The organism is Pandoraea sp. E26, assembly GCF_000681415.1.
In the GTDB taxonomy this organism is placed as follows: Bacteria; Pseudomonadota; Gammaproteobacteria; order Burkholderiales; family Burkholderiaceae; genus Pandoraea; species Pandoraea pnomenusa.
In genome coordinates this window covers 46,225-68,669 of the sequence record NZ_AYXJ01000028.1, presented here as the reverse complement: position 1 = coordinate 68,669, position 22,445 = coordinate 46,225, and the positions used below count along the sequence as shown (strand labels likewise).

Annotated in this window: 21 protein-coding genes and 1 tRNA gene; 4 read left to right on the top strand and 18 right to left on the bottom strand. The window is 65.9% G+C overall.

The window, feature by feature from the left end; translation table 11 throughout:
• Window positions 1-11 precede the first annotated feature (11 nt).
• The 5 genes from fliJ to fliF all read right to left on the bottom strand — a co-directional run bounded on the left by fliJ (window position 12) and on the right by fliF (window position 5,556).
• Complete coding sequence (gene fliJ, locus W930_RS0117490; protein WP_023598382.1) at window positions 12-464, bottom strand: flagellar export protein FliJ; 453 nt, start codon at window positions 462-464, stop codon at window positions 12-14.
• A 12-nt stretch (window positions 465-476) separates the two neighbouring features.
• Complete coding sequence (fliI, locus tag W930_RS0117485; protein WP_369798665.1) at window positions 477-2,054, bottom strand: flagellar protein export ATPase FliI; 1,578 nt, start codon at window positions 2,052-2,054, stop codon at window positions 477-479.
• Between the two features lie 149 nt (window positions 2,055-2,203).
• The gene (gene fliH / locus W930_RS0117480) at window positions 2,204-2,863 is read right to left on the bottom strand and encodes a flagellar assembly protein FliH (protein WP_023598384.1); all 660 of its coding nucleotides are present in this window, start codon (window positions 2,861-2,863) and stop codon (window positions 2,204-2,206) included.
• A gap of 19 nt (window positions 2,864-2,882) precedes the next feature.
• A complete protein-coding gene (gene fliG, locus W930_RS0117475) occupies window positions 2,883-3,881 on the bottom strand; it encodes a flagellar motor switch protein FliG (RefSeq protein ID WP_023598385.1) in 999 nt (332 codons plus the stop codon).
• On the bottom strand, window positions 3,868-5,556 hold the full coding sequence (gene fliF, locus W930_RS0117470) for a flagellar basal-body MS-ring/collar protein FliF (RefSeq protein ID WP_023872620.1): 1,689 nt from the start codon (window positions 5,554-5,556) through the stop codon (window positions 3,868-3,870). The genes fliG and fliF overlap by 14 nt, the downstream gene beginning before the upstream one ends.
• A 348-nt stretch (window positions 5,557-5,904) precedes the next feature.
• Here fliF and fliE point away from each other — a divergent pair, with 348 nt between their 5' ends.
• Window positions 5,905-6,240 (top strand): flagellar hook-basal body complex protein FliE, encoded by a 336-nt coding sequence (fliE, locus tag W930_RS0117465; protein WP_023598387.1) that lies wholly within the window; start codon window positions 5,905-5,907, stop codon window positions 6,238-6,240.
• A gap of 199 nt (window positions 6,241-6,439) precedes the next feature.
• Here fliE and W930_RS27905 read toward each other — a convergent pair whose 3' ends face one another.
• The 10 genes from W930_RS27905 to W930_RS0117415 all read right to left on the bottom strand — a co-directional run bounded on the left by W930_RS27905 (window position 6,440) and on the right by W930_RS0117415 (window position 17,306).
• Window positions 6,440-6,811, bottom strand: a complete 372-nt coding sequence (locus W930_RS27905; RefSeq protein WP_023872619.1) for an EscU/YscU/HrcU family type III secretion system export apparatus switch protein — start codon at window positions 6,809-6,811, stop codon at window positions 6,440-6,442.
• Complete coding sequence (locus W930_RS0117455; protein ID WP_023872617.1) at window positions 6,808-8,271, bottom strand: flagellar hook-length control protein FliK; 1,464 nt, start codon at window positions 8,269-8,271, stop codon at window positions 6,808-6,810. The genes W930_RS27905 and W930_RS0117455 overlap by 4 nt, the downstream gene beginning before the upstream one ends.
• 70 nt (window positions 8,272-8,341) lie before the next feature.
• The gene (locus W930_RS0117450; RefSeq protein WP_023598390.1) at window positions 8,342-8,680 is read right to left on the bottom strand and encodes a flagellar protein FliT; all 339 of its coding nucleotides are present in this window, start codon (window positions 8,678-8,680) and stop codon (window positions 8,342-8,344) included.
• Entirely contained in the window at window positions 8,673-9,107 is a 435-nt protein-coding gene (fliS, locus tag W930_RS0117445) for a flagellar export chaperone FliS (protein WP_023598391.1), read from the bottom strand. The genes W930_RS0117450 and fliS overlap by 8 nt, the downstream gene beginning before the upstream one ends.
• A gap of 57 nt (window positions 9,108-9,164) precedes the next feature.
• On the bottom strand, window positions 9,165-11,213 hold the full coding sequence (gene fliD / locus W930_RS0117440) for a flagellar filament capping protein FliD (protein ID WP_023598392.1): 2,049 nt from the start codon (window positions 11,211-11,213) through the stop codon (window positions 9,165-9,167).
• Between the two features lie 159 nt (window positions 11,214-11,372).
• Window positions 11,373-12,794, bottom strand: a complete 1,422-nt coding sequence (locus W930_RS0117435; protein ID WP_023872615.1) for a flagellin — start codon at window positions 12,792-12,794, stop codon at window positions 11,373-11,375.
• 507 nt (window positions 12,795-13,301) lie between these two features.
• Entirely contained in the window at window positions 13,302-13,961 is a 660-nt protein-coding gene (locus W930_RS0117430; RefSeq protein ID WP_023598394.1) for a response regulator transcription factor, read from the bottom strand.
• Complete coding sequence (locus W930_RS27900) at window positions 13,958-14,878, bottom strand: sensor histidine kinase (RefSeq protein ID WP_051519086.1); 921 nt, start codon at window positions 14,876-14,878, stop codon at window positions 13,958-13,960. The genes W930_RS0117430 and W930_RS27900 overlap by 4 nt, the downstream gene beginning before the upstream one ends.
• 369 nt (window positions 14,879-15,247) lie before the next feature.
• Window positions 15,248-16,642: a sensor histidine kinase gene (locus tag W930_RS0117420; RefSeq protein WP_023598396.1), complete on the bottom strand. Its 1,395-nt coding sequence runs from the start codon at window positions 16,640-16,642 to the stop codon at window positions 15,248-15,250.
• Window positions 16,635-17,306: a response regulator gene (locus W930_RS0117415; RefSeq protein WP_023598397.1), complete on the bottom strand. Its 672-nt coding sequence runs from the start codon at window positions 17,304-17,306 to the stop codon at window positions 16,635-16,637. The genes W930_RS0117420 and W930_RS0117415 overlap by 8 nt, the downstream gene beginning before the upstream one ends.
• A 365-nt stretch (window positions 17,307-17,671) precedes the next feature.
• Between W930_RS0117415 and W930_RS0117410 the strand changes: the two genes are divergently transcribed.
• The 3 genes from W930_RS0117410 to W930_RS0117400 all read left to right on the top strand — a co-directional run bounded on the left by W930_RS0117410 (window position 17,672) and on the right by W930_RS0117400 (window position 20,638).
• Entirely contained in the window at window positions 17,672-18,652 is a 981-nt protein-coding gene (locus W930_RS0117410; protein ID WP_369798664.1) for an ABC transporter substrate-binding protein, read from the top strand.
• Window positions 18,653-18,827: 175 nt separating this feature from the next.
• The gene (locus tag W930_RS0117405; protein WP_023872611.1) at window positions 18,828-19,661 is read left to right on the top strand and encodes an ABC transporter ATP-binding protein; all 834 of its coding nucleotides are present in this window, start codon (window positions 18,828-18,830) and stop codon (window positions 19,659-19,661) included.
• A gap of 107 nt (window positions 19,662-19,768) precedes the next feature.
• Window positions 19,769-20,638 (top strand): ABC transporter permease, encoded by an 870-nt coding sequence (locus tag W930_RS0117400; protein ID WP_023598400.1) that lies wholly within the window; start codon window positions 19,769-19,771, stop codon window positions 20,636-20,638.
• A gap of 107 nt (window positions 20,639-20,745) precedes the next feature.
• Here the strand turns inward: W930_RS0117400 and W930_RS0117395 are convergent, their stop codons facing one another.
• The 3 genes from W930_RS0117395 to W930_RS0117385 form a co-directional block, all read right to left on the bottom strand.
• Window positions 20,746-21,348: a YSC84-related protein gene (locus W930_RS0117395; RefSeq protein ID WP_023598401.1), complete on the bottom strand. Its 603-nt coding sequence runs from the start codon at window positions 21,346-21,348 to the stop codon at window positions 20,746-20,748.
• A 354-nt stretch (window positions 21,349-21,702) separates the two neighbouring features.
• Window positions 21,703-22,161 carry a hypothetical protein gene (locus W930_RS27895; protein ID WP_025250102.1) on the bottom strand — a complete coding sequence of 153 codons (459 nt, stop codon included), beginning with the start codon at window positions 22,159-22,161 and terminating at the stop codon, window positions 21,703-21,705.
• A gap of 195 nt (window positions 22,162-22,356) precedes the next feature.
• A tRNA-Arg gene (locus tag W930_RS0117385) sits at window positions 22,357-22,432 on the bottom strand.
• Between the last annotated feature and the right edge of the window lie 13 nt (window positions 22,433-22,445).

The window sequence follows — 22,445 nt, the reverse complement described above, 5'->3', positions numbered from 1 at the left end:
GGTTCGGTCCTTCAAATCGGGGATTCGGCGCGGCGTCGCAGGCTGCGCGCGGCGTACTCATCGTTTTCCTTCTGTTCGCGACGCGCCACCCGCAGCGCCGTGCGGGCTTCTTCGCGCGTGGCGAGCGTGCCGAAGGAATTCAGGCGACGCTGTTGCGCCTGCCATTCCCGGCGTGCGGCCGCAAGACGCTCCTCGGCTTGCTCGAGCAGCATGGCCTGCTGCCCGATGGCCGTGTCGAGCGTGTCGATGAATTGCTGGAAGTTGCGCCAGTCGTGTCCCGCCATGCCTTGAACCGTCGCCGTCTGCATGCGCGTGCGGTATTCGTGGCGATATTGGCGCAAGGCGTCGAGCTGACGCTCGACCTCGGCCCGCTGCGTCTGACGTTCGCCGAGCAGGCGTGCGGCTTCGTCGACGTCCTTCTGGGCGAGTTCGATGAGCAACTTGAGGGGCAGGGTGGAATTCATGGCCGCCTCCGATCAGTGGAACAGGCCGCGCAACTGCTGCACGGCGTCCGGATAACTGGCCCGCTCGCGCATTCCCTGCTGCAGGAAGCCTTCGAGACGGGGATAGAGCTCGATGGCCTGATCGAGCATCGGGTCGCTGCCCGGCGCGTACGCGCCCACGTTGATGAGGTCGCGGTTGCGCTGGTAGCGCGAGAGCATCTGCTTGAAGCGGCGCACCGTGTCGAACTGGTTGTCGTCGATGAGCGCGGCCATCGCCCGGCTGATCGACTGTTCGATGTCGATGGCGGGGTAATGGCCCGATTCAGCCAACTGGCGCGAGAGCACGATATGGCCGTCGAGAATGGCGCGGGCCGAGTCGGCGATCGGGTCCTGCTGATCGTCGCCCTCGGTGAGCACGGTGTAGAACGCCGTGATCGAGCCGCCGCCGTCCGGGCCGTTGCCGGCGCGCTCCACGAGCGCGGGCAGCTTGGCGAACACGGAAGGCGGATACCCCTTGGTGGCGGGCGGCTCGCCGATGGCCAGCGCGATCTCGCGCTGCGCCATGGCATAGCGGGTGAGCGAGTCCATGATCAGCAGCACGTCCTTGCCCTGGTCGCGAAAGTACTCCGCGAGCGTGGTGGCATAGGCCGCGCCTTGCAGGCGCAGCAGCGGCGAGACGTCGGCCGGTGCCGCCACCACGACCGAACGCGCCAGACCGTCCGGCCCGAGAATGTTCTCGATGAAGTCCTTCACTTCGCGGCCGCGCTCGCCGATCAGGCCGACGACGATGACCTCCGCTTGCGTGAAGCGCGCCATCATGCCGAGCAGCACGCTCTTGCCGACCCCCGAGCCCGCGAAGAGCCCCATGCGCTGGCCCCGTCCGACGGTGAGCAGGGCATTGATCGCGCGTACACCGACGTCGAGCACCGACTCGATGGGCGCTCGGCCGAGCGGGTTGATCGGCACCGAGGCGAGCGACGCGCTGTCGGTCATGCCGAGCGGGCCGAAATCGTCGAGTGGACGGCCGGCGGCATCGACCACGCGGCCGAGCAGGGCTTCGCCCACGGGCAGCCGTTTGCCGTTGTGGCGCTGGCTCGGCAGCGGGCCGTCCGCGGCCGGTTCCATGGGGAACACGCGGGCGCCGGGCAGCAGGCCGGAGACTTCCGTTTGCGGCATGAGAAAGAGGCGGTCGCCGCCGAATCCGACCACTTCGGCTTCGGCGGTCGCCGGTTCGCGCGATGCGTCGTGCACCGGCAACTCGATCAGGCAGCCGGCGCCCACGGGCAGGCGCAGGCCGACGGCTTCGAGCACGAGGCCCGCTGCGCGGGTGAGCCGGCCGCAGCGGCGCGTGGGTTCCACGGCGTGCACGTGCGCGATGCGCTCGCGCAACGTGTTCTGCCAGCGGCGCAGATGCGCGTCGCGAGCGATCTCACGGGCGTTCAGGGCGTGCACGGCGGCTTTCGGCGCGGGCGCGTCGGTGTCAGCGTCGGCCGGCCCGTCCGCTTCCCGGGTGGCGCGCGCGGCATGGCGTGTCTCGGGATCGCCCGGGGCGTCGTCGTGATCTTCAGGTTGCAGTGCGCCGGCCTGCACGGGCGGGGCCGGCGTGTCGATCTCATCCCACAGCCGCACCGAGGGCGTCGTGCCGTCGTTCGCCGGCACGGGCTCGGGCGATGAAGGCGACGCGGCCGGTGCCTCGCCATGCGTGTTTTCGGTGCTGGACAGCACCGGCGCATGAGCGGTGAGCGGGGTGAGTTCGGCGTTCACCATGGCAGGTCCTTGCCCAGGGCGGCCATCACGCGTTGCCAGCGGGTGGCTACGGTGGCGTCGACTTCGCCGCTGGCCGCTTCCGCCTTGCAGCCGCCGCGCTCGATGGCCGGGTCGGCGCGCACGGTCCAGCCGGCGGCCTGCAGTTCCGCGCCCACATGGGCTTCGACGAGCGTCACGTCTTCAGGGTTGAGCAACAGCCGCGGCGAGCCGGTCAGCGGATCGTTGGCAAGCAGCTCGCGCACGATGGGCAGGAGCGTTTCGGGGCGCACCGTGAGCGTCTGGCGCAGCGCCTGACGCGCAATGTCGAGCGCCAGCCCAAGCAGCGGCTCGGCGACTTCCCGGTCGATGGCATTCACCGCGTTGCCGAAACCATGGGCGATGTCGGCGAGTTGCGCCGCGCGGGTGTCGATTTCGTGCTGACCGGCGGCCTGACCGGCGGCATAGCCTTCGGCGTGGCCTGCCGCGTAGCCTTGCGCGTGACCTTCGGCGCGGGCCTCCTCGCGCCATGCGGCGATCTGGGCGGCCAGTGCCGGATCGTCGAGCGGTCGCGGCGGTTCGGGTTGGGGCGGCGGCGGGGGCGGCGGCGGATCGAACGACGCCATCTCCCAGCGTTGCCAGGCGGAGAGGCGTTCTTTCGGAATGATGGTCGACATGCGCGCGGGCCCCGATCCGTTATACGTAGGCGTCGTCGCCGCGGCCGCCGATCATGATGGCGCCCTGATCGGCCAGGCGCCGCACGACCTGCAGCACCTTCTTCTGCTCGGCTTCGACTTCCGAGACACGCACCGGACCGCGCGACTCGAGGTCTTCGCGCAGCAGTTCGGCCGCTCGCGCGGACATGTTCTTGAAGAACTTCTCGCGCAGCTCGGCCGGCGCGCCCTTGAGCGCGATGATGAGCGACTCGGACTCGATTTCCTTGAGCAGCACCTGGATGCTGCGGTCTTCCACGTCGAGCAGGTTCTCGAACACGAACATCTCTTCGACGATCTTCGCCGCGAGGTCCGAATCGTAGTTGCGCACGGCTTCGATGACCGACTCTTCGTGCACGCCGCCCAGGTAGTTGAGGATTTCCGCGGCGGTGCGCACGCCGCCCATTGGGCTGCGTTTGATGTTTTCGCTGCCCGAGAGCAGCTTGGTGAGCACGTCGTTGAGCTCGCGCAGGGCGGCCGGCTGAATGCCGTCGAGCGTCGCGATACGCAGCACCACGTCGTTGCGCAGGCGTTCGGTGAAAAGCGCGAGCACTTCCGACGCCTGGTCGCGGTCGAGATGCACCAGGATCGTGGCGATGATCTGCGGATGTTCGTGACGGATCAGCTCGGCCACGGCAGTGGAGTCCATCCACTTGAGGCCTTCGATGCCGCTGGTGTCGCCACCTTGCAGAATGCGCTCGATGAGACCCGCGGCCTTGTCGTTGCCCAGTGCCTTGTTGAGCACCGAACGGATATATTCCGACGAGTCGAGCGAGAGCGCCGAGTGCTGCTCGGCTTCGAGCACGAAGTCCTGGAGCACGTCGGCGATCTGGTCGCGCGTGACTTGCCGCAGCGAGGCCATGGCCGCACCGAGCTTTTGCACCTCGCGTGGCGCAAGGTACTTGAAGACCTCCGCCGCTTCGTCTTCACCCAGCGACATCAGGAGGATGGCGCTGCGTTGGAGTCCCTCAGCCGCGCTCATCGCCACCACCCACCCATGATTTGACTACCGTTGCCACGATCTTCGGATCCTGTCGCGCGACCTGGCGCGCATACTGCAAGTTGCGCTCGTACGCGCTGAGTTCGCCCGACTTGCCGGGCGTGCCGTCGGCGCTCTCGCCCTCGGCCCCTTCCTCGCCCGCACCGACCGCGCCGCCCGCACCAGCGAGCGAGGGCTCGGCCGGCGGCGGCGGGGTGAGGTGCTTGCGAATGGCCGGGCGCACCACGCCGAACCACAAATAGATGCCGATCAGCCCGATCAGCGCCCACTTGCCGACCTGTTTGGCCAGCTCGATGTTCTGGCGCTGGCGCCACCACGGCAGGTTGGCTTCCGGATCTTCTTCCACCGTGAACGGGCTGTTCACGATGTTGAGCGTGTCGCCGCGCTGCGCAGAGAAGCCGATGGCTTCCTTCGACAGGTTCTGGATCTGGTCGAGCTGCGCCTGCGTGAGCGCGACCATGGCGGCCTTGCCCTTGGCGTCGGTGCCCGGACGATAGTTCACGACCACGGCGGCCGAGAGGCGCTTCAGTCCGCCCGTGGCTTGCTGTACGTGGCGAATCGTGCGATCGACCTCGTAGTTGACCGTGGCGTCCTTGCGATCGCTGCGCGGACCCTGCGGCGCGCTGGCCGCGCTTGCCGGGTTCGCACCCTGCTGAGCGAATTGTTGTTGCTGCTGCGTGATCGGCGCGGTGGCCTGGCCCGGCGGCTGGTTCGACAGCGCGCCCGGCACGCCGCCCGGCGGCGTGATGCCGATCTGCGAGGCTTCGCTGCTTTGCTGGCTGCGCACCGCCTGCTCGCCGGAGTTCGGCTTGTAGTTCTCGGACGTTTGCTCGACCTGGTTGAAGTCCACGTCTGCCGTGACCTGCGCGTGCACGTTGCCCGGCCCGACGATCGGGTTCAGGATGGCTTCGATGCGACGGGCGTACGACTGCTCGAGCTCGCGCACGTATTTGAGCTGGCTGGCGTCCAGACCCAGCGCATTGCCGCTTTGCGCCGAGAGCAGATTGCCGTTCTGATCGAGCACGGTGACGTTCTTGACCGGCAGCTCGGGCACGCTCGACGCGACCATGTGAACGATGGCGCTGACCTGGGCGTCGTCGAGGACGCGGCCCGGGTAAAGCGTGACGAGCACCGAGGCGCTCGGCTTCTGCTGTTCGCGCACGAAGACCGACGGCTTGGGGATCGCCAGGTGCACGCGTGCGGCCTGCACGGCCGAGAGCGACTCGACCGAGCGGGCGAGTTCGCCTTCGAGCGCGCGCTGGTAATTGACTTGTTCGGCGAACTGGCTGATGCCGAACTTCTGGTTGTCCATCAGTTCGAAGCCGACCAGACCGCCCTTGGGCAGGCCCTGGGAAGCCAGGCGCAGCCGAACGTCGTGCACCTGCTCGGCGGGTACCAGAATGGCACCGCCGCCCTCGGCGAACTTGTAAGGCACGTTCATCTGCTGGAGCGACGTGATGATCGCGCCGCCGTCACGGTCGCTCAGGTTGCTGTAAAGCACCTTGTAATCGGGCGCGCGGCTCCACAGGAAAACGGCGATCAGCAGCGCGATGAGCGCCGCACCCCCGATGAGCAGGGGCAGGCGTTCACGCGAACGCAACTGCGCCAGCAGAGGGGGTTTGGCGGCAACGTCGGCCGGCTGCGTGGCGGCATTCATGCGCGGCTCCACGCCAGCGGCGTTGTCATGACGTTCATCGCGGTGGAAGTGCTCACTAACATGCGACAGGATTCTCCGGGGGTACGCTTGGTGCGGTGCTCAGGCCCTTGGGGGCGAAGGAACGGAAAGGATCCGGTCTCTGGAGCGCACGACGCCGATGGTCCAGATTATTCGTTGGCGAATGTGGAATCGTTCTGTGGATTAGGCGGGTGTTTTGCCGTTAATTAAGGTATTGGAGGCTTGCCGACCGGTGCTAAGCTCCGACCTAGCTGAAAAAGGCTAACCAGAGGCAAACCGGCCAGCGCTGCGCGAAGTTGCGTGCCGCCGGGCCAATCGAGGACAGGCAATATGGCTATTCCGGGGATCGAATCGGTACTGCAGAAGCTGGGCGGCGTGGCGTCGCAGGCGGCGGGCTCGATTATGGGTACGTCCAACGCCGGTGCGGCGTCGGCGTCGAAGACGGGCGGTTTCGCGTCCGAGCTGGAAGCGTCGCTCAAGCGGGTGTCGGCATCGCAGAACGGCGCCGAGGCGCAAGCCCGGGCGTTCGAAATGGGGGAGCCGGGCGTGGCGCTCAACGACGTGATGGTCGACCTGCAAAAGGCGAACATCGGCTTCCAGATGAGCCTGCAGGTGCGGAACAAGCTGGTTTCGGCCTACACCACCGTGATGAACATGCAGGTGTAATGCCGCGGTCGGGCCGTTGTCGGGCCGTTGCAGGCGTGCGTTGCCGCAGACGTTGGCGGTGGCGAGCGAATGCGCCGGGCATGACGTGAGTGCCGTGAATGAAGAAGCCCCGTCGTCAGGCGGGGCTTTTTTATGGTGGGGACGGCTTGGCGTCTTGGTGAGATCGAGCCACGCGACGGCGGCCTGGCGCCGGTGGAAGTCAGGCCGCCGATTCAGGCCCGGCGGGTGGGGCCGCCGGCGCGGCAGCGGCTTCGGGGAGTGCTTCGGGCGGCAGCACGCCCGGGGGCAGCGGCGGCGGCTTGCCGCCCCGGCCCGCTTCGAGCTTGTACAGCCAGGCCAGCAGTTCCGCCACCGCCTGATAGAGTTGCGCCGGAATGCGCTGGTCGAGATCGACCTGCATCAGCAGGCTCACGAGTTCCGGCGACTCGTGCACATACAGTCCATGCTCTCGCGCAGTGCGCACGATGGTGTCGGCCAGCAGGCCGTAGCCCTTGGCCACGACGCGCGGTGCCGCGTCCTTGGCGCCGTAGGCAAGCGCAACGGCGGTGCGGCGTTCGGGCGGCAGCGTCATGCGTCACCTCCCGTTGGCGTGCCATCCGTTCCCTGTGCGGCAGGCGACGTCCGGCCTTCGCTCGTCGGTGGGGGAGCGGTGTCTGCGTGCATGCGCGCAGACGGCCCGACGGACTCGTCCGAGCCTGACACCGCGCCCGCCGGTCCGCCGCCGGTTCCGCCGTCCATCGTGCCGTCCATCGCGCCGAACGACAACTGACTTGCGACGAGACCGACCGCCGCGAGCCGCTGGCGCAGCGCCTCGCCCTCATGCGAGAGCACATCGGCCGATGCCGTGGAGTCGGTCAGCAAGCGTGCCTGCAACTGCTGACCCGACAGGCCAAGCGTAACGTCGACGGTACCCAGCGACGGCAGTGTGAGCCGCAAGTGCGTGTGCCAGGTCGATGGGGCCGTCGCTTCGCCGGGCGCGCCTTGTCCGGCGCGTTCTTCGACCTGCCACTCCATCGGTGCGCCGGGCCACGCCATGCCGTTCCATTGAAACTGCGGATTGACGAGCATGTCGAGCTGCTGGCGCACGAGCGTCACGCTCTCGGCCGGGGTATTGGCTACGGCGGCGATTGCGCCCGCCGGTCCATGGGGCTGTGCGCCGGTGGAACTGGCCGTGGCGGCACCGCCGTCGGCCGGGGACACGGCGGCGAGGTCGTGACCGCTCGGCAGCACGGTGTTCGTGGCATGCGCCACGCTGGCCGCATGGGCCAGCGCCGTGGCGGTGTTCGGGAGATTCGCGCTCGCGTTCAATCCGCCGTCGGCGGCATTGCCGGGCGTGGGTTGGCCCGGCACGCCCGCCTGCACCGGCGCCGGCGGCGTTGCGCCGGGCAAGCCGGCCGCGCTGAGCGTCGGCCAGCCGGTCGCGAGCGACGCTTCCGCCCCCGCGGGTCCAAGCAAACGGGTGAGCGGTCCGGGGCCGGGCAGCGTGGCGTCGGCCCCGGCGGCGCGCAACTGCGCGGCGAGGTTGGCCGACGCCGGCCAGCGCAGTTGCGGCTCGGCCTGCAACTGCTCGAACGAGCGGCTGCCCGAGGCCCACTGCGCAAGATGCGATTCGTAGAACAGTCCGCTGGCCGACAATGCTTCCTTCAATGCCGAGGCGAGCAACGGCGCCAGTGCGGGCGCGCCCGTGCCGGGGGCGGCAGGCCACACTGGTGCGCTGGCCTGCACGGGACCGGGCGAGTCGGGGGCGAGACGCAGGATGGTGTCGATGGTGCGGGCGGCGGCGGACAGCGTCGCCTGCTGGACTGGCGTCGGCAGCCGGGCAGGGGTTTGCGACGGCGTGTTGCCAAGACCGACGGCCGTGGGCGAGGCTTTGGCGGCGAGGTCGCCGAGGGCCGTGGTGGCGTCTCCCGTCGGCTGGGTGCCTGCGATGGCACTGGGAGCATTCGTCGATGAACCGCCCTGGCCGAGGCCGAGCAGCGAGTCGAGCCGCCGTGCGAGTGTCGTGGCCAGAACCGAGTCGAGACCGGCCATGCCTTACTCCGAAGTGTGAGCGTCGTGACGCGCCGCCGATGTCGCCGCGCCGCGGCGCATCGGATGCGGGTCAGGCACCCAGGTTCAGGCCGTAGACTTCGTGCAGGGCACGTTGACGGCGCGTGCTGTGGATCATGGCATCGAGGTGCGCGAGACGCGGCACCACGAGATCCCGAATGGCGGCATCGTCGGCCAGAATGCGCCGGATGATCGCGTGCTTGCGCGCTCGCTCGTCTTCGGTGAGCGGCAGCGAGGCGTCGAGTTGCTTGATCGAATCGACCTGCGCGCGGTACTGCGTCTCGAGATCGATGAGCGCATCCCAGTCGCCGTCGCGCGCCACGCCGAGCATGCGCTCGGTGAGGCCGGCAATACTTTCGTAGCAGTTCAGCAAAGTCGTGGCTTCATTCATAGCGCACTCCGGTGCCCGCCTGCGCGGCGGGGACACCCGTGCCGGTAGCCGGGGCAATCTCGCGCCAGGCCGATGCAATCGTCTCGAGCAGGGTATCGACTTCCCGTACCTTGGCAACGTCGTTCTCGAGATTCGCCTCGAGCAGACGCTGACTCATGTAGTCGTAGAGATCGCGCAGGTTACGGGACAGTTCCCCGCCGACTTCCATGTTCAGGCCATCGCGCAACCCGCCGATGATGCCAATGGCCTTGGAGATGGCCTGGCCACGCTCGGCGATGCGTCCGTCCTCGAAATGAACGCGTGCCTTGGTGAGCGCTGCCTTGGCGCCGTCGAACAGCATCACGATGAGCTGATGCGGGCTGGCGGCGACCACCCCTGTTTCGAGACCGACCTTGCGATAGGCATTGGCGGCGTTTTGACCGTACATGACTTTCTCCCAAGCGCGTGGACGTCGAGCGTTGCGCGCTGGCTTCGATGACTTCGATTACTTCGAGGACGAGGACGACGAGGACGAACCGCCCAGCACCTGCTTGAGGTAGTCGCTGGTGTTCTGCAGTTTGGCCATCGTGGCGTCGAGCGCGGTGAACTGCGCGAGATAGCGGTTCTGCATCTGCGTCATCTGATCCTGCCAATCCGATTCCTGCTGCTGGATCTGCTTGATCGTGGCGTTCAGGCTGCTCGTGGCGGACGAGATCGCGCCCTTCGTGCTGAGGAAGTCGGTGACCTGATTGTTCAGCAGCGAGGCATACCCCTGCGAGAACGATACCGTACCACGGCTGCCCGTATTCGAACCGCCGATTGTCAGCTTCAGGCCGTCCACTGCCGTACCGGCGCCGCCCGTGAGCGTCTGGCCGCTGCCCACGGCCGACAGGCCGCCGATGGTCCCCTGCACGTCGACGCCCGTCGTGAGCGTATTGGTACCGAACACGCCTGCATAAGCCGAGCCGCCCGTGACCTGTACGCGCGAGGCCGAGCCATAGCGATTCGACGTGATCGTGAGAATGCCGTTCTTCTGCGCCACGCTCACGCCGGAGCCGGCGCCCGAGAATACGCTGTTGCCATTGATGGCCGACTGAATGGCTGTGGCGAGTTGGTCCGCCGTATAGGTGCCGTTCGGAATGACGATGCTCGCGTTGTTACCGTCGAGCAGGATGTTCAACTGATTGTTCGCCGCCGTGATGGTGGTGCTGGCGGGTAGCGTCACCGAGCCGGTCGCCGTGCCCTGCGTGGCGATCTGCGTGATGTTTACCGCGTAGTTTCCCGGCTGGGTCTTGGTCGACGAGCTGTTGTACGTGATCAGACTGTCGGAACTGATGCCGTTCGTGGCGAGCAGCGACGCGAGTTGCTGAAAGCCGGTGCCCGTCGACATCGCCTTGTTCAGCGCCGAGGTATCGAGTGCGAGCGTGCCGTCGGTCTGGAAGTTCACGCCGATCTGCGCGAGCGACGAGAGGCCCGTGCTTTGCACGCCCGGGAGGCGGCCGTTCAGGATGTTCTGCAACTGCGTTTGCACCAGGGTCACCGTGGAGTCGCCGATCAGCGCCCCCGTGGCCTGACCCGTCGGGTCGTACTTGGTGAGCGTGGTCATGGTGCTTTGCAGCGTGTTGTACGCCGTGACGAAGCTCTGGACCGCGCTGGTGACCGCGCTGGAATTGTTGGACAGGGTGACCGTGGTGGTGCCTGTCTTGATGAGCGACAGCGACAGGCCCTGCACCGAATTCTGCACGCTGTTCGTGGCGCTGGTGATGGCCAGGCCGTTGACGGTGAGCTTGGCGTTCTGAGCCGCCGCCGTTTGCGTGAGGTTCTGCGTGCCCGTTGCGTCGTAGGTGAGCATGTTCGTGATCGTCGCGTCGCCACCGGCGGCCGCGGAGATGTTCATGCTCATGTTCTCGCCCGTGGTCTTGGACGTCAGCACGAGGCGGTACGGGGTGCCGCTACCGTCGTTGACGATCGTCGCATTGACCGGCGCGCCCGACGCGTTGATCGCGTCGCGGATGCCCTGCAGCGAGTTGTTGCTGCTGTCGATGGTGATGGTGACCGGCGTTTGCGAGGCGTTGGCGGTGAATCCCGCGCCCGAATAAGTACCGTTGGTGAGCGTGCCGCCCGTGATCGTACCGAACGAGAACGTCAGTTTGGTTGCGGTGCCCGAACCGATGGCGCTCGTCTGGTTGGCCACCCCGCTCGTCGACAGGCTTTGCGCCTGCGCCAGTTGCGAGACATTGACGCTGTAGGCGCCGGCCGCCGCGCCGGTGGAACTCGACGCGGTGAGAATCGTGTTGTCGGCGACGTTGGCCGACATTTGCAGATACTGCGAGGCGCTCGACAGGGTCAGCAACGACGCCTGGAACGCGGACAGCGAGGATTGAAGCTGACCGAGCGCGGAGAGCTTGGTCTGGTAGCTGGACTCCTGGTTCTTCAGCAGCGTGAGCTTGTTGTTCGCCGGCTGCATCAAGCTCGTGACAAGGGCGTTGACGTCCAGCCCCGAGCCGATACCGGGGGAGGAGATGCTGCCAGTCGAAGACGTTGAAGTTGCCATGTTTTCTGCTCTCGCTTTGTTGAACTCGGGCTTCCTTGCCGACGTGCCGCAACAGGCCGGTCTGTAAAGCTTAAGGCGGCGGCACCGCGTATTGCAGTGACGCCGCCGGCGGACCGCACGCTCGCGCGTGCGGTTTCACTTCAGTGCCGCTCTCCGGTATTACTGGAGGAGCTTGAGCACTTGCTGCGGCAGCTGGTTGGCTTGCGACAGCATCGAGATACCGGCTTGTTGCAGGATCTGCGAGCGGGTCAGGTTGGCCGTTTCCGCTGCGTAGTCCGTGTCTTGCACGCCCGAACGCGCTTGCGTCAGGTTTTGCGTCGTGGTCGACAGGCTCGAGATGGTCGACTGGAAGCGGTTTTGCGTTGCACCCAGCGTTGCGTTGAACGAGTCAACCGTCGTGATGGCCGCGTCGATCTGCGAGAGCATCTTCGTGGCGTTGTTCACGCTCAGCACGTCGGCCGTGGCCAGGCTGCCCGACGTCGTGTACGTGCCGGCGGTCAGGCCGAGCTGCGTCAGGGTCGACGGCGTGCCGGCGTTGGTCGACGAGATCGCGAACGCCTGGCCCGAGCTGATATGCATCGCGCCGGTCGAGTCGATGAACGCGTTGATGCCGATGTTCGCCGAGTTGATGGCCGTGGCCAGATCCGACGAGTTCTTGAACGTGCCGGTGATGTCGTGGGCAACGCCGTTGACCGTGAAGGTCAGGTCGCCGGTCGACAGGGTGGTCTGGAACTGCGAGGCCACGCCGGTCGACGTGACGGCTGCGCCGCCTGCGGCGATGGTGGCCGGCAGACCCAGGGTGGCCTGGTCGGCGCCGCCGACGGTCAGTGCGGCAGCCGGGTCGGTGTTGGCGATCACCAGTTGGCCCGACGAGTTGACCGAAGCGATGTTGGCGGTGAAGCCAGCCTTCGCACCTGCCGTGTTGATGGCGGCGGCCAGATCGTTGGCGTTGTTGTACGTGCCGGCGGCAACGTTCTGTGCCGTGCCGGCGCCGTCCTGAATCGTCAGGGCGCCGGCGGCGACCGTGAACGACAGCGGGTTCGTCGTCGAGTTGGCGGTTGCCACGGCGCCGATGCTCGACGTCGTCATGCTTTGCGTCAGGTTGACCGAGATGGTCTGGCCGGCGTTGGCGCCAACCTGGAAGTTCGCCACGCCCATCGTGCCGTTGAGCACCGACAGACCGTTGAACTGGGTTTGCGACGCCGTGCGGTTGATTTCAGCCAGACGCTGCTGGACTTCCTGGTCCAGGGCGGCGCGGTCCGAATCCGAGTTCGTGGCGTTGGTGGCCTGAACGGCCAGCGTGCGGATGCGTTGCAGGTTGTCGGTGATCGACGACAGGGCGCCGGCAGCCGTCTGCACCAGCGAGATGCCGTCGTTGGCGTTGCGCTGGGCTTGCGTCAGACCGTTGACCTGAGCGGTCATGCGGTCGGTAATGGCCAGACCGGCGGCATCGTCGGCGGCGCTGTTGATGCGCAGGCCCGACGACAGACGCGTGATCGAGGTTTGCAGGCTGCCCTGCGAGGTGCTGAGGTTGCGTTGTGCAACCAGCGAGAAGATATTGGTATTGATGACGGATGCCATTTAGCAACTCCTTTCCCAAAGATTTTTTGGCTCCGGCTTAAGCGCCGTAACTTTGGCTCACCAGCCAATCGCCGAAAGCCGCCGTTGTAGGGGATATCGGACGCCCATTGGGAAAATTTAGGGTGGTTTTGCAAAATGCTTCACCGACCCGCATCGACTGACCCCGTCGATGTCGGAAAAACACTAATGCATCAGTCTACAAATTTCCGCCACGATCGATCCGCCAAGGAAAGGGGGAATCTGCCGCCTATTCATGCCCGGTAAGGCGCTGACAGGTTCGGGGGTGGCAAAATCAGGGCGGCGTGCGGCGCCGGTTTCGCCGTCAGGCGCAAGATTCGGCGGTGAACGAAATATTTTTTCAGGCGCCGTGAAAAAACATTCCCAGTGGGGCGATCGGACGCACCAAAAGACCGTGGCCCGCTGTCGCGGGCCACGGAGTGAGTACTTATTCCGATGGGTATCGGGTATCGGGTATCGGGTATCGGGTTGGCTACCGGCCGATGATAATCACACGCCGACCGGGCCCATTTCGGCGCTGACCAGACCGTGTTGCATCACGTAATACGTGAGTTCGGCGTTGTTGTTCAGACGCATTTTCTCGAGCAGGCGGGTGCGATAGACGCTCACCGTCTTCACCGACAGCGAGAGCGCGTTGGCAATGTCCGTGAGGCGCTTGCCCGAGCCGATCATGCACAGCGTCTGGTATTCGCGGTCCGACAGGCGTTCGTGCGGCGGCTGGTCGGCGTCGGGACCGAGGTAGTCGGCGAGCGTTTCGGCAACCATCGGACTCACGTACTTGCGGCCCGACGCGACCTGGCGCACGGCCGAGACCAGTTGCTGGGCGTTCGATCGCTTGCTCAGGTAGCCGGCGGCGCCGGCCTTCAGGGCGCGCAGCGCGAACTGGCCCTCGCCGTACATGCTGAAGATCATGATCGGCAGACGGGGATGCTTGCGACGAAGCGTCTTGAGAATCTCGAGACCGTTGGTGTCGGGCAGCGAAATGTCGAGCAGGACGATGTCCCACTGCGCCGCGTCGGTCATCTCCAGCGCTTCCGCGCCGCAATCGGCTTCGCCGATCACGGCGATGCTCCCGCTATCGGTGAGCAATTGCCGCACGCCCTGACGCACGATGGCGTGGTCGTCGACGATGAGCACTCTAAGCGTCATGATGCGTATCCGTGAAGAGCAAGCGATTCCGGGGCTTGATGGCCGGCGGCGAGTGCGGCCGCCGGGGACGACAGAATCCGGTGCCAGGGAAGCCGCGCACAGACGAGCGTCCCCGATCCTTGAGCACTGCCATTGCCATGACCGATACGAAGTGTGCCGCCGAGCGCCGTGCAGCGCTCGCGCATGCCAACAAGTCCAAAATGTCCCTGCTTGCGACGCGCGCCGCGGGCCAGGCCGCAACCGTCGTCGGAAATCGTGAGTTTGAGTGAGCGATGGCTGCCGTCGAGCGCCACGACCACGCGCGACGCGCGTGCATGTCGGGCGACGTTGGTCAGCGCTTCCTGCGCAATACGGTACAGGGCCAGCATCGCGTCGGCATTGAGATGTGCCACGCGCTCGCGCGTCACGTCGTCGCAACGCCAGATGCAGGCAAGACCGCTTTGCTCGCCGAAGCCGCGCACCCATGCGCGCAGCGCCATCACGAGGCCAGCTTCCAGCGCGGGCGGGCGGTGGTGGCCAACGAGCTCGTCCGCGGCGTCCTGCGCGGCGCTCGCCGCCGTTTGAATCTGGGTACAGAGCGACTGCCACTCGGCGGCGTCGGCCGGCGGGCGCATCGCGAGACGCGAAACCGCCAGCTGCAGTGCCGTGAGATGGGCGCCGAGCCCGTCGTGCATCTCCTGCGCCAGACGTGCGCGCTCGGCTTCGCGAGCGGCATCGATCTTGCGCGCAACGGCTTGCGACATCGGTCGCGCCGCCACCGCCCGCGCAGCACGCGAGGCGGTCTCCGCCGGCAGCGCCGAGTCACAGGCGGCGGGCTGATCCGAAGCCGGGGCGGCGGCGCGCGCGTGCATCGCGTCGTCCGGTGACGACGCGCGACGTCTCGCAGCCTGAGCGGCAGGATCGACGAGATACGACATGAAGGCAAATCCCTGAGAGAAAAAGTCCCGTGCCACAACCCACGTGGCGAGACCCATTTCAATTTAACAAACTTTACATTTCGTCACAAATACACGCGGTGGGCAACCGCATGGTTGACAGCGAAGCCTAACTATTTGATTTGGATCAAGAAGTTTTTGCTTGCGTGAGGAGGATTTCGCGAAGGCCCCAAATATATCAGGGTTTGTCCTAGCGCATCCAGTCGATCGTATGTTTCAAACGACATCTCACGGCTAAATGATTGTAACGCCTTAATTTTTATCCCAACTTCATACGATTGTGATTTTCTTTCAGGCACGCACGCGGGTATACCACGCGCGCCATCGGTCAGGGACTTCGCGTGACGTAGCCTACGGAGCGTTGCTTTCGGTGTCCGAATCCACGGGAAGCGTTACGCTCACGACCAGTCCCGTCCCGTCGTCGCCAGGCGCGAGCGTCACCGTACCGTGACTGGCGGCCACGATCTCCTTGACGATCGCCAGTCCGAGTCCGGTGCCGGGCTGCCCGGGAGGCGCGTTGCGATAGAAGCGCTCGAATACGCGCTGGCGCGCCTCGGCCTGGATGCCCGGTCCGTCGTCGATTACGCGCAGCCGTGCCGCGCCATCCTGACGGTCGATGGCGACGGTCACGCGCCCGCCCTCGTGGATATAGCGGATCGCATTGTCGACAAGATTCATGACCATCGCATGAAACAGCTCGCCGTTGCCTGTGACCCAGACGTGGGTCTCCGACGTTTCCAGTCCCAGATCGATGTCGCGCCGCTGGGCGAGCGCCACCAGTTCCTCGAGCACGCCGGCCGCTATGCCGACGAGATCGATCCGCGAACGGGAGAATGCCGGCGTGTCGGCCGCCTCGGCCTGGGACAGCAGCAACAACTTGTTCGTCAGGTCATTCAGTCCGCGGCTGCTCGCCTGCATGGCGGCGAGCACGTCGGCCAGTGCCGCGCGGTCGTCGAGCTGCGCGGCGAATTGCAGTTGCGTGTCGAGCAGGGTGAGCGGCGTGCGCAGCTGGTGTGCGGCGTCGGCCACGAAGCGACGCTGTTGCTGCGCCTGGGCCGAGAGTCGCTGGATGCACAGATTGATGGCGTCGACGATGGGGCGTAACTCGGTCTGCAACTGACCCGCACGAATCGGCACCAGCTCCTGCGGCGCGCGCCCGGCGACTTCGTCCTTCAGGCGGATCAGCGGGTGCAGCTCGACCGTGAGTCCGATGAGCACCAACAGGGCGGCGAGTGCCGCCATCGCGATCTGGCGGTGCAGCGACGGCTCCCACAACTGCGCGAGCATTTCGTCGTGGGCACGCATCGTCTCGGCGACCACGACCGCAACGCGGTGAGGTTTGCCGGAGTCGTACATCGTGCGCACGAAGCTGATGGCGCGCAGCGTCTCGCCATCGACCGTGATGTTCGAATAGGCGGGCCCCGTTTGCGGAAAGAGCGGCGGATGCGGGAAACCGGGCGGTCCGGCGAGCAGTTGGCCGGTCTCCGTGATCACCTGGTAGAACACCCGGTCGCGCGCGGGCGACGCGAACAACTCCAGTGCCGAGGGCGGCACGGTGGCGCGAAGCGCGCCGTCCACCCACGTGAGCTCGCCCGCGATGACCTGCGCCGACGTCAGCAGCGCGCGATCCTGCACCAGCTCGGCGGTATCGCGCGCGCTTCGATAGGCCAGCCACGCGCTCGCGCCGATATACAGCGACAGTGGCAGCATCAGCCACATCAGCAGCCGCACGCGCAGGCTAAGCATCTTTTTCGCGCAACAGATAACCCAGTCCGCGCAGGGTCATGATGGCCGCGCGGCTCGTCTCGAGCTTCTTGCGCAGCCGGTGGATGTAGATCTCGATGGCGTCGGCGCTCGGTTCGTCGTCCAGACCGAACACGCCGTCGACCAGCGCGCTCTTCGCGACCGTCTTGCCCTGCTTGCGCATGAGAATCTCGAGCACCGCATGTTCGCGCGAAGGCAGCGCGAGCGGCGTGCCCGCGATCGTGAACTGGCGCGTGCCCGAGTGATAGGCGAGGTCGGCGCACACGAGGTCGGCACTCTGCTCGGGGGCGTGCCGCCGCGCGAGCGCCTTCACGCGGGCAATCAGTTCGCGCACCTCGAAGGGCTTGACGAGGTAGTCGTCGGCGCCCGCGCCCAGGCAGTCGACTTTCTCGTCGACGGAGCCGCTGGCCGTCAGAATGATGACCGGCACGTTGTTGCGGCGTTCGCGCAGCCGCCGCAATACGTGCTTGCCGCCGAGCTTGGGCAGCATGAGATCGAGCAGCACCACGTCGTATGTCTCGGTCTGCAACAGGCGATCGGCCGCGTCGCCATCGCGCGCGGCGTCGACGGTGAAGTTGTCGTCGCGCAACATGCGGGCCAGCCAGTGGGCGAGGGTGTCGTTGTCTTCGATCAGCAGCAGTTTCATGACGGCAAGGGCGTGGTACCTACAACGCGCGTACAGGGCATGGCCAACCCGGGGCAGCACGACGCGACGGCGAGTGTGCCCGTGCAGCCGGCGCAAGCCAACAGCGGGTAAACACCCATCCATCTCGCCGGAAAACCTGCATGGGACGAAAGCTTGATGAAAGCTTCCGTTTTCTACAATCGGCTCCAGGGTAGAGGAATCGATATGGAGAGCCGCTGCCCTGGCCCGCAACCGAACGACGCGAGGCCGGCCGGCGCCGACATCGTCGCCCGAGCCATTATCCCTAAAACGATGGAGACACCACAATGCGAGCAAGCCTTGGCGTGCGTGCGCCGAAAGCCTTTGTGAAACCCCTTCTGGCCGCCATGGTCGGCGCATCGCTGGCGCTGGCCGCCGCGCCGGGCTTCGCCGCCGACAACGGCAAGATCACGATCATGGTGGGCGGCATTACCAAGATGATCTATCTGCCGGCCAAGCTTGCCGAGCAACTGGGCTACTTCAAGGACGAAGGCCTGAACGTCGAGCTGCTCTCGCAGCCGGCCGGGGTTGACGCCGAGAACGAACTGCTCGCCGGCGCCGTGCAGGCGGTGGTCGGCTTCTACGATCACTCCATCGACTTGCAGAGCAAGGGCAAGGAAATCGAGGCCATCGTCGTTTTCGGTCAGGTGCCGGGTGAAGTCGAGCTGGTCAACGCGAAGAGCCGCGACACCATCAAGAGCATGGCCGACGTGAAGGGCAAGACCCTGGGCGTGACCGGCCTCGGTTCGTCGACGAACTTCCTCACGCAGTACCTCGCCGCCAAGCACGGCATCACGTCGGCGCAGTACTCGGTGCTGCCGGTGGGCGCGGACAACACGTTCATCGCCGCGATGAAGCAGAACCGGATCGACGCGGGCATGACCACCGAGCCGACCGCGTCGCAACTGATCAAGACGGGCGATGCCTCCGTGCTCGTGGACATGCGCACGATGGAAGGCACGGTCGCCGCCCTGGGCGGCGCTTACCCCGCATCGAGCCTGTATGTGCAGCGCGCATGGGCCGACACGCACAAGGCCGAGGCCGCGAAGCTCGCCCGGGCATTCGTGAAGACGCTCAAGTTCATCCAGACTCACTCGGCGGCCGAGATCGCCGAGAAGATGCCCAAGGACTACTACGGCAAGAACAAGGACCTGTATCTGCAGGCCCTGCAGAACTCGCTGCCGATGTACTCGCCTGACGGGCGCATGCCGAAGGGCGGTCCGGAGACCGTGCTCAAGGTGCTCTCCGCGTTCAATCCGAACGTCAAGGGCAAGCACATCGACCTGTCGAAGACTTACACCAACGCGTTCGTCGACCAGGCGAAGTAAGGCGCCCGCCGCCACGCGTCACCTTTTGACCTCGTAGTACCGGCGCACGCGGTCCCCTCGGCCGCCGCGCCAAACGAGCCGCCCGCACCCGACGACTGTCCGGTGTGCGGGCGAGCTCACCCCGAGAAAACCGCAACGACACCGTTTGCCCTTCGACGTAACTGAGGAGCCGGGCATGACCCAGACCATTACCCCCACGGCGCCGTCTCGCGCAGCGAGCGCCGTCTCGCGCGACACGCCCGCCATCGAGTTCGACAACGTGTCGTGCCGCTTCATCTCGCCCGACGGCAAGGCCACCGTCGCGCTGCGCAACTTCAGCATGTCGGTCGCGCGCGGTGAATTCGTCGCGATCGTCGGTCCGACCGGCTGCGGCAAGTCGACCACGCTGTCGATGATCACCGGCCTGCTGCGCCCGACCGCGGGCAGCGTGCGGGTGATGGGACAGCCGGTCAACGGCATCGATCCGCGCATCGGCTTCGTGTTCCAGAACGATGCCGTCTTCCCGTGGCGCAGCGTGCGTGAGAACGTGGCGGCGGGCCCGCTCTTTCGCGGCCAGTCCAAGGATGCCGCCTACGCCCAGGCCGACGAATGGATCAAGCGCGTGGGGCTCGACAAGTTCGGCAGCCACTATCCGCATCAGCTCTCGGGCGGCATGCGCAAACGTGTCGCGCTGGCGCAGACGTTCATCAACAACCCCGAGATTCTGTTGATGGACGAACCGTTCTCCGCGCTCGACATGCAGACGCGCACGCTCATGCATGACGAGCTGCTGCAACTGTGGTCGTCGACCTCGGGTTCGGTGGTGTTCGTGACGCACGATCTGGAGGAAGCCATTGCGCTGGCCGATCGCGTGTTTGTGCTCACGGCGCGTCCGGCCACCTTGAAGAACGTCTACACGATCGACTTGCCGCGCCCGCGCGTGATGTCCGAGATTCGCTACGAGCAGCGCTTCATCGAGATTTCGCGCGAGATCTGGGCCGACCTGCGTGAAGAAGTGAAGATCGGTTGAACGAGACCGGATGAACGAGTTTTCGCGGCCCACGGGGTCGCATCAGTGAATCGGCGGGCCGCGTTGCCGGGAGTTGCAGCGCGTGCCTTTGCCGTCAGGAGGAGGGCATGAACATGAGTGAACAGGCCGTGCTGGCAGGATTGGGCGACGCCGATCTCGCACGCGAGGAAGCCGCGGCGCAACGTCGCATCAAACAACGTCGCGCGCTGGTGATTTTCCTGCGCGTGGCGATTCTGGTGATCGGGCTCGGCGGCTGGGAACTGGCCGCGCGCGTGGGCTGGATCGATCCGTTTTTCTTCTCGCAGCCGACGCTGATCGTGCAGCAGATCTATGACTGGTGCGTGGAAGGCACTTCGCAGGGACCGCTCTGGACGCAGGTGCTCGTCACGCTCGAGGAGACGGTGCTCGGCTTCTTTATCGGGGGGATTGCCGGGGTCATTTGCGGCATCGTGCTCGGACGCAACAAGCTGCTCTCGGACGTGTTCAGCCTCTACATCCAGATCGCGAACTCGATCCCGCGCGTGGTGCTCGGTTCGATCTTCGTGATTGCCTTCGGCCTGGGCATGGCCTCGAAGGTCGCGCTGGCCGTGGTGATGGTGTTCTTCGTGGTGTTTGCCAACGCCTTCCAGGGCGTGCGCGAAGCGGACCGTTACATGATCGCGAATGCGCAGATTCTTGGCGCGTCGCGTCGTCAGGTCACGATGTCGGTGGTGATTCCGTCGGCCCTGTCGTGGATTCTCGCGAGCTTGCATGTGAGCTTCGGCTTCGCACTGGTGGGTGCCGTCGTCGGTGAATTCCTCGGCTCGAAGCAGGGCATCGGGCTGCTCATCTCGACCGCGCAGGGGGCTTTCAATGCCAGCGGCGTATTCGCGGCGATGATCGTGCTCGCGGTGGTGGCGCTGGGCGCGGACTATCTGCTTACATCGCTCGAGCGCCGTTTGCTGAAGTGGCGGCCGGCCGCGTTCACGACCGAGTAAGCGCGACCTTGCCCGATGTGGCAAGACAAAGCAACGCGGCGCCACCTTCGCAGGTGGCGCCGCTTTTCCTTTGGAGACGCGCCGGCGCATCGTCCGGCGCGTGTCGGTCAGATGTTGAGCTTCGTGACCTTCGTGCCTTCCACGTTCAGGTTGGCCATCAGGCCGGCATTGGTCATCACGATCACTTCCACCGGCGACGTCGCCGTATTCAGATCGACGGCGCCGTTCGCGCCGACCTTGACCAGCGCGACCGAGGCGTCGGCGCCGGCCGTCCAGCCGTCGGTGCGCTGGAATTTATCGAGGGCGTCCTGCGTCATGAACAGGAAGATCACGGCCTTCGACTGCGCGCCGATCTGCAGGCCGAACGACGCCGTCACGGTGTTGTAGTAACCCCTGGTCGCACCGCCCACACGCAGCGCGCCTTCGCCATATTCGCCGCCCACGACGAAGCCCGCTTGCAACACCGACGGGAACACCAGCACGCCGCGGGCCTTGTTCACGAGCTCGCGCGAGCCCTTCACCGACGCATACATCTTGTCGAGCGCGCCGTTGACGGCGGCGTCGATTTCACGGCGCTTGTTCGCGTTGGCGCCGGGCGCGCTGTCGCCCTTGTCAGCTTGCGACGGCGTGGTCGTGGTACAGCCGGCCAATGCGAAAGCGGCGGCGGCGACAGCGACGGAAGTTTTCATCAGGAATTCGCGTTTTTGCATTTTCTCCCTCCAGGTAGCGTGTACCGCCTCGCGGGGGCGGGGCGGCTTGGATGCGGATAAAACGTCATGCCGTCGGGCGGCCCCACAGGGCCCCGCGTCGCGGCAGTGAAGCGGATGATAAGGGCAATGTTTCGGCATCCGATGTGACTGCGACGACGTTTACGGCTTCGCATTCAGGCACGTACTGCGTGCGGCCCGTCGCGCCGGTATCTCGCGATATTGCACGGTTACGAGATCCGGGCGCGGCGCATCGGCATGACGACGATTATGCGGTCTCTGTCGGTATTGTCAAGAAAAGCACGCATTAAGTTCCGCTAACTTGTTGCTAACGTCGGCTAACTTGTAGGAGTCCGCCTACGTGCACTTGCGCATGTATTCTTCCTTGAGCGCCTTGCGCGGGTTTGTGCGTGTAGGAATGTCGACGCGATTGCCCTCGGGCGAATCGACGCGCTTCTTGCGCGTGTACACCGGCTTGTCCGGCGTGTTGGCGATCTTGTCGGCGAGGGCGCGGCATTCGTCGCGAAGCGAGGGGGAGGCGGCGCCCGCCGCGCTGGCCTGGGCGGCGGCCTGATCGCGTGCGGCTTGCGAGCATTGCTCGGGAGGAAGTGAACGACCGAGGCTGTCGAAGCACACTGGCGTCTGCGCGAATGCGATGCCGCTCGCACCGAACAGTATCGCGGCGGCGGCGGTTTGCCACCAGTGCCGGGACAGACGTTTCGGAGTCCTTGCACTTGCGTCGGGCGGTACCGGCGCGAGGGCGGGGCGAGCGCAGGACAAGCACATCGGGGACAGCGTGGCGGTGCGGCGTGGCATCGTCGATCTCCTCAATGGACCCCGCCGTTGCGCGGGTGACCTATTCTGGCATCGCCCCGGTCGGATTGTCGATAGCCGCGACACGGTGTCGCGCGCCCGATAAATAGGTACGGTCGGCTGACGTTGTCGGCGCCGTTACGATCGAGTGACGGCACGGGTGCAACGCATTGAAAAGACTGACTACGCTTGGTGAATTGGCGCGCCCGACTGGAATCGAACCAGTGACCCTCGGCTTCGGAGGCCGATACTCTATCCCCTGAGCTACGGGCGCTATGCAGACCACC

Coding starts and splice junctions, on each gene's coding strand:
- fliF (WP_023872620.1), bottom strand. CDS start 5,556: ATGAATGCCGCCACGCAGCCGGCCGACGTTGCCGCCAAACCCCCTCTG.
- fliD (WP_023598392.1), bottom strand. CDS start 11,213: ATGGCAACTTCAACGTCTTCGACTGGCAGCATCTCCTCCCCCGGTATC.
- fliG (WP_023598385.1), bottom strand. CDS start 3,881: ATGAGCGCGGCTGAGGGACTCCAACGCAGCGCCATCCTCCTGATGTCG.
- W930_RS0117415 (WP_023598397.1), bottom strand. CDS start 17,306: ATGAAACTGCTGCTGATCGAAGACAACGACACCCTCGCCCACTGGCTG.
- fliJ (WP_023598382.1), bottom strand. CDS start 464: ATGAATTCCACCCTGCCCCTCAAGTTGCTCATCGAACTCGCCCAGAAG.
- fliE (WP_023598387.1), top strand. CDS start 5,905: ATGGCTATTCCGGGGATCGAATCGGTACTGCAGAAGCTGGGCGGCGTG.
- W930_RS0117455 (WP_023872617.1), bottom strand. CDS start 8,271: ATGGCCGGTCTCGACTCGGTTCTGGCCACGACACTCGCACGGCGGCTC.
- fliS (WP_023598391.1), bottom strand. CDS start 9,107: ATGTACGGTCAAAACGCCGCCAATGCCTATCGCAAGGTCGGTCTCGAA.
- W930_RS27905 (WP_023872619.1), bottom strand. CDS start 6,811: ATGACGCTGCCGCCCGAACGCCGCACCGCCGTTGCGCTTGCCTACGGC.
- W930_RS0117395 (WP_023598401.1), bottom strand. CDS start 21,348: ATGCAAAAACGCGAATTCCTGATGAAAACTTCCGTCGCTGTCGCCGCC.
- fliH (WP_023598384.1), bottom strand. CDS start 2,863: ATGTCGACCATCATTCCGAAAGAACGCCTCTCCGCCTGGCAACGCTGG.
- W930_RS0117430 (WP_023598394.1), bottom strand. CDS start 13,961: ATGACGCTTAGAGTGCTCATCGTCGACGACCACGCCATCGTGCGTCAG.
- W930_RS0117405 (WP_023872611.1), top strand. CDS start 18,828: ATGACCCAGACCATTACCCCCACGGCGCCGTCTCGCGCAGCGAGCGCC.
- W930_RS27900 (WP_051519086.1), bottom strand. CDS start 14,878: ATGTCGTATCTCGTCGATCCTGCCGCTCAGGCTGCGAGACGTCGCGCG.
- W930_RS27895 (WP_025250102.1), bottom strand. CDS start 22,161: ATGCCACGCCGCACCGCCACGCTGTCCCCGATGTGCTTGTCCTGCGCT.
- W930_RS0117400 (WP_023598400.1), top strand. CDS start 19,769: ATGAACATGAGTGAACAGGCCGTGCTGGCAGGATTGGGCGACGCCGAT.
- W930_RS0117450 (WP_023598390.1), bottom strand. CDS start 8,680: ATGAATGAAGCCACGACTTTGCTGAACTGCTACGAAAGTATTGCCGGC.
- W930_RS0117420 (WP_023598396.1), bottom strand. CDS start 16,642: ATGCTTAGCCTGCGCGTGCGGCTGCTGATGTGGCTGATGCTGCCACTG.
- W930_RS0117435 (WP_023872615.1), bottom strand. CDS start 12,794: ATGGCATCCGTCATCAATACCAATATCTTCTCGCTGGTTGCACAACGC.
- W930_RS0117410 (WP_369798664.1), top strand. CDS start 17,672: ATGGTCGGCGCATCGCTGGCGCTGGCCGCCGCGCCGGGCTTCGCCGCC.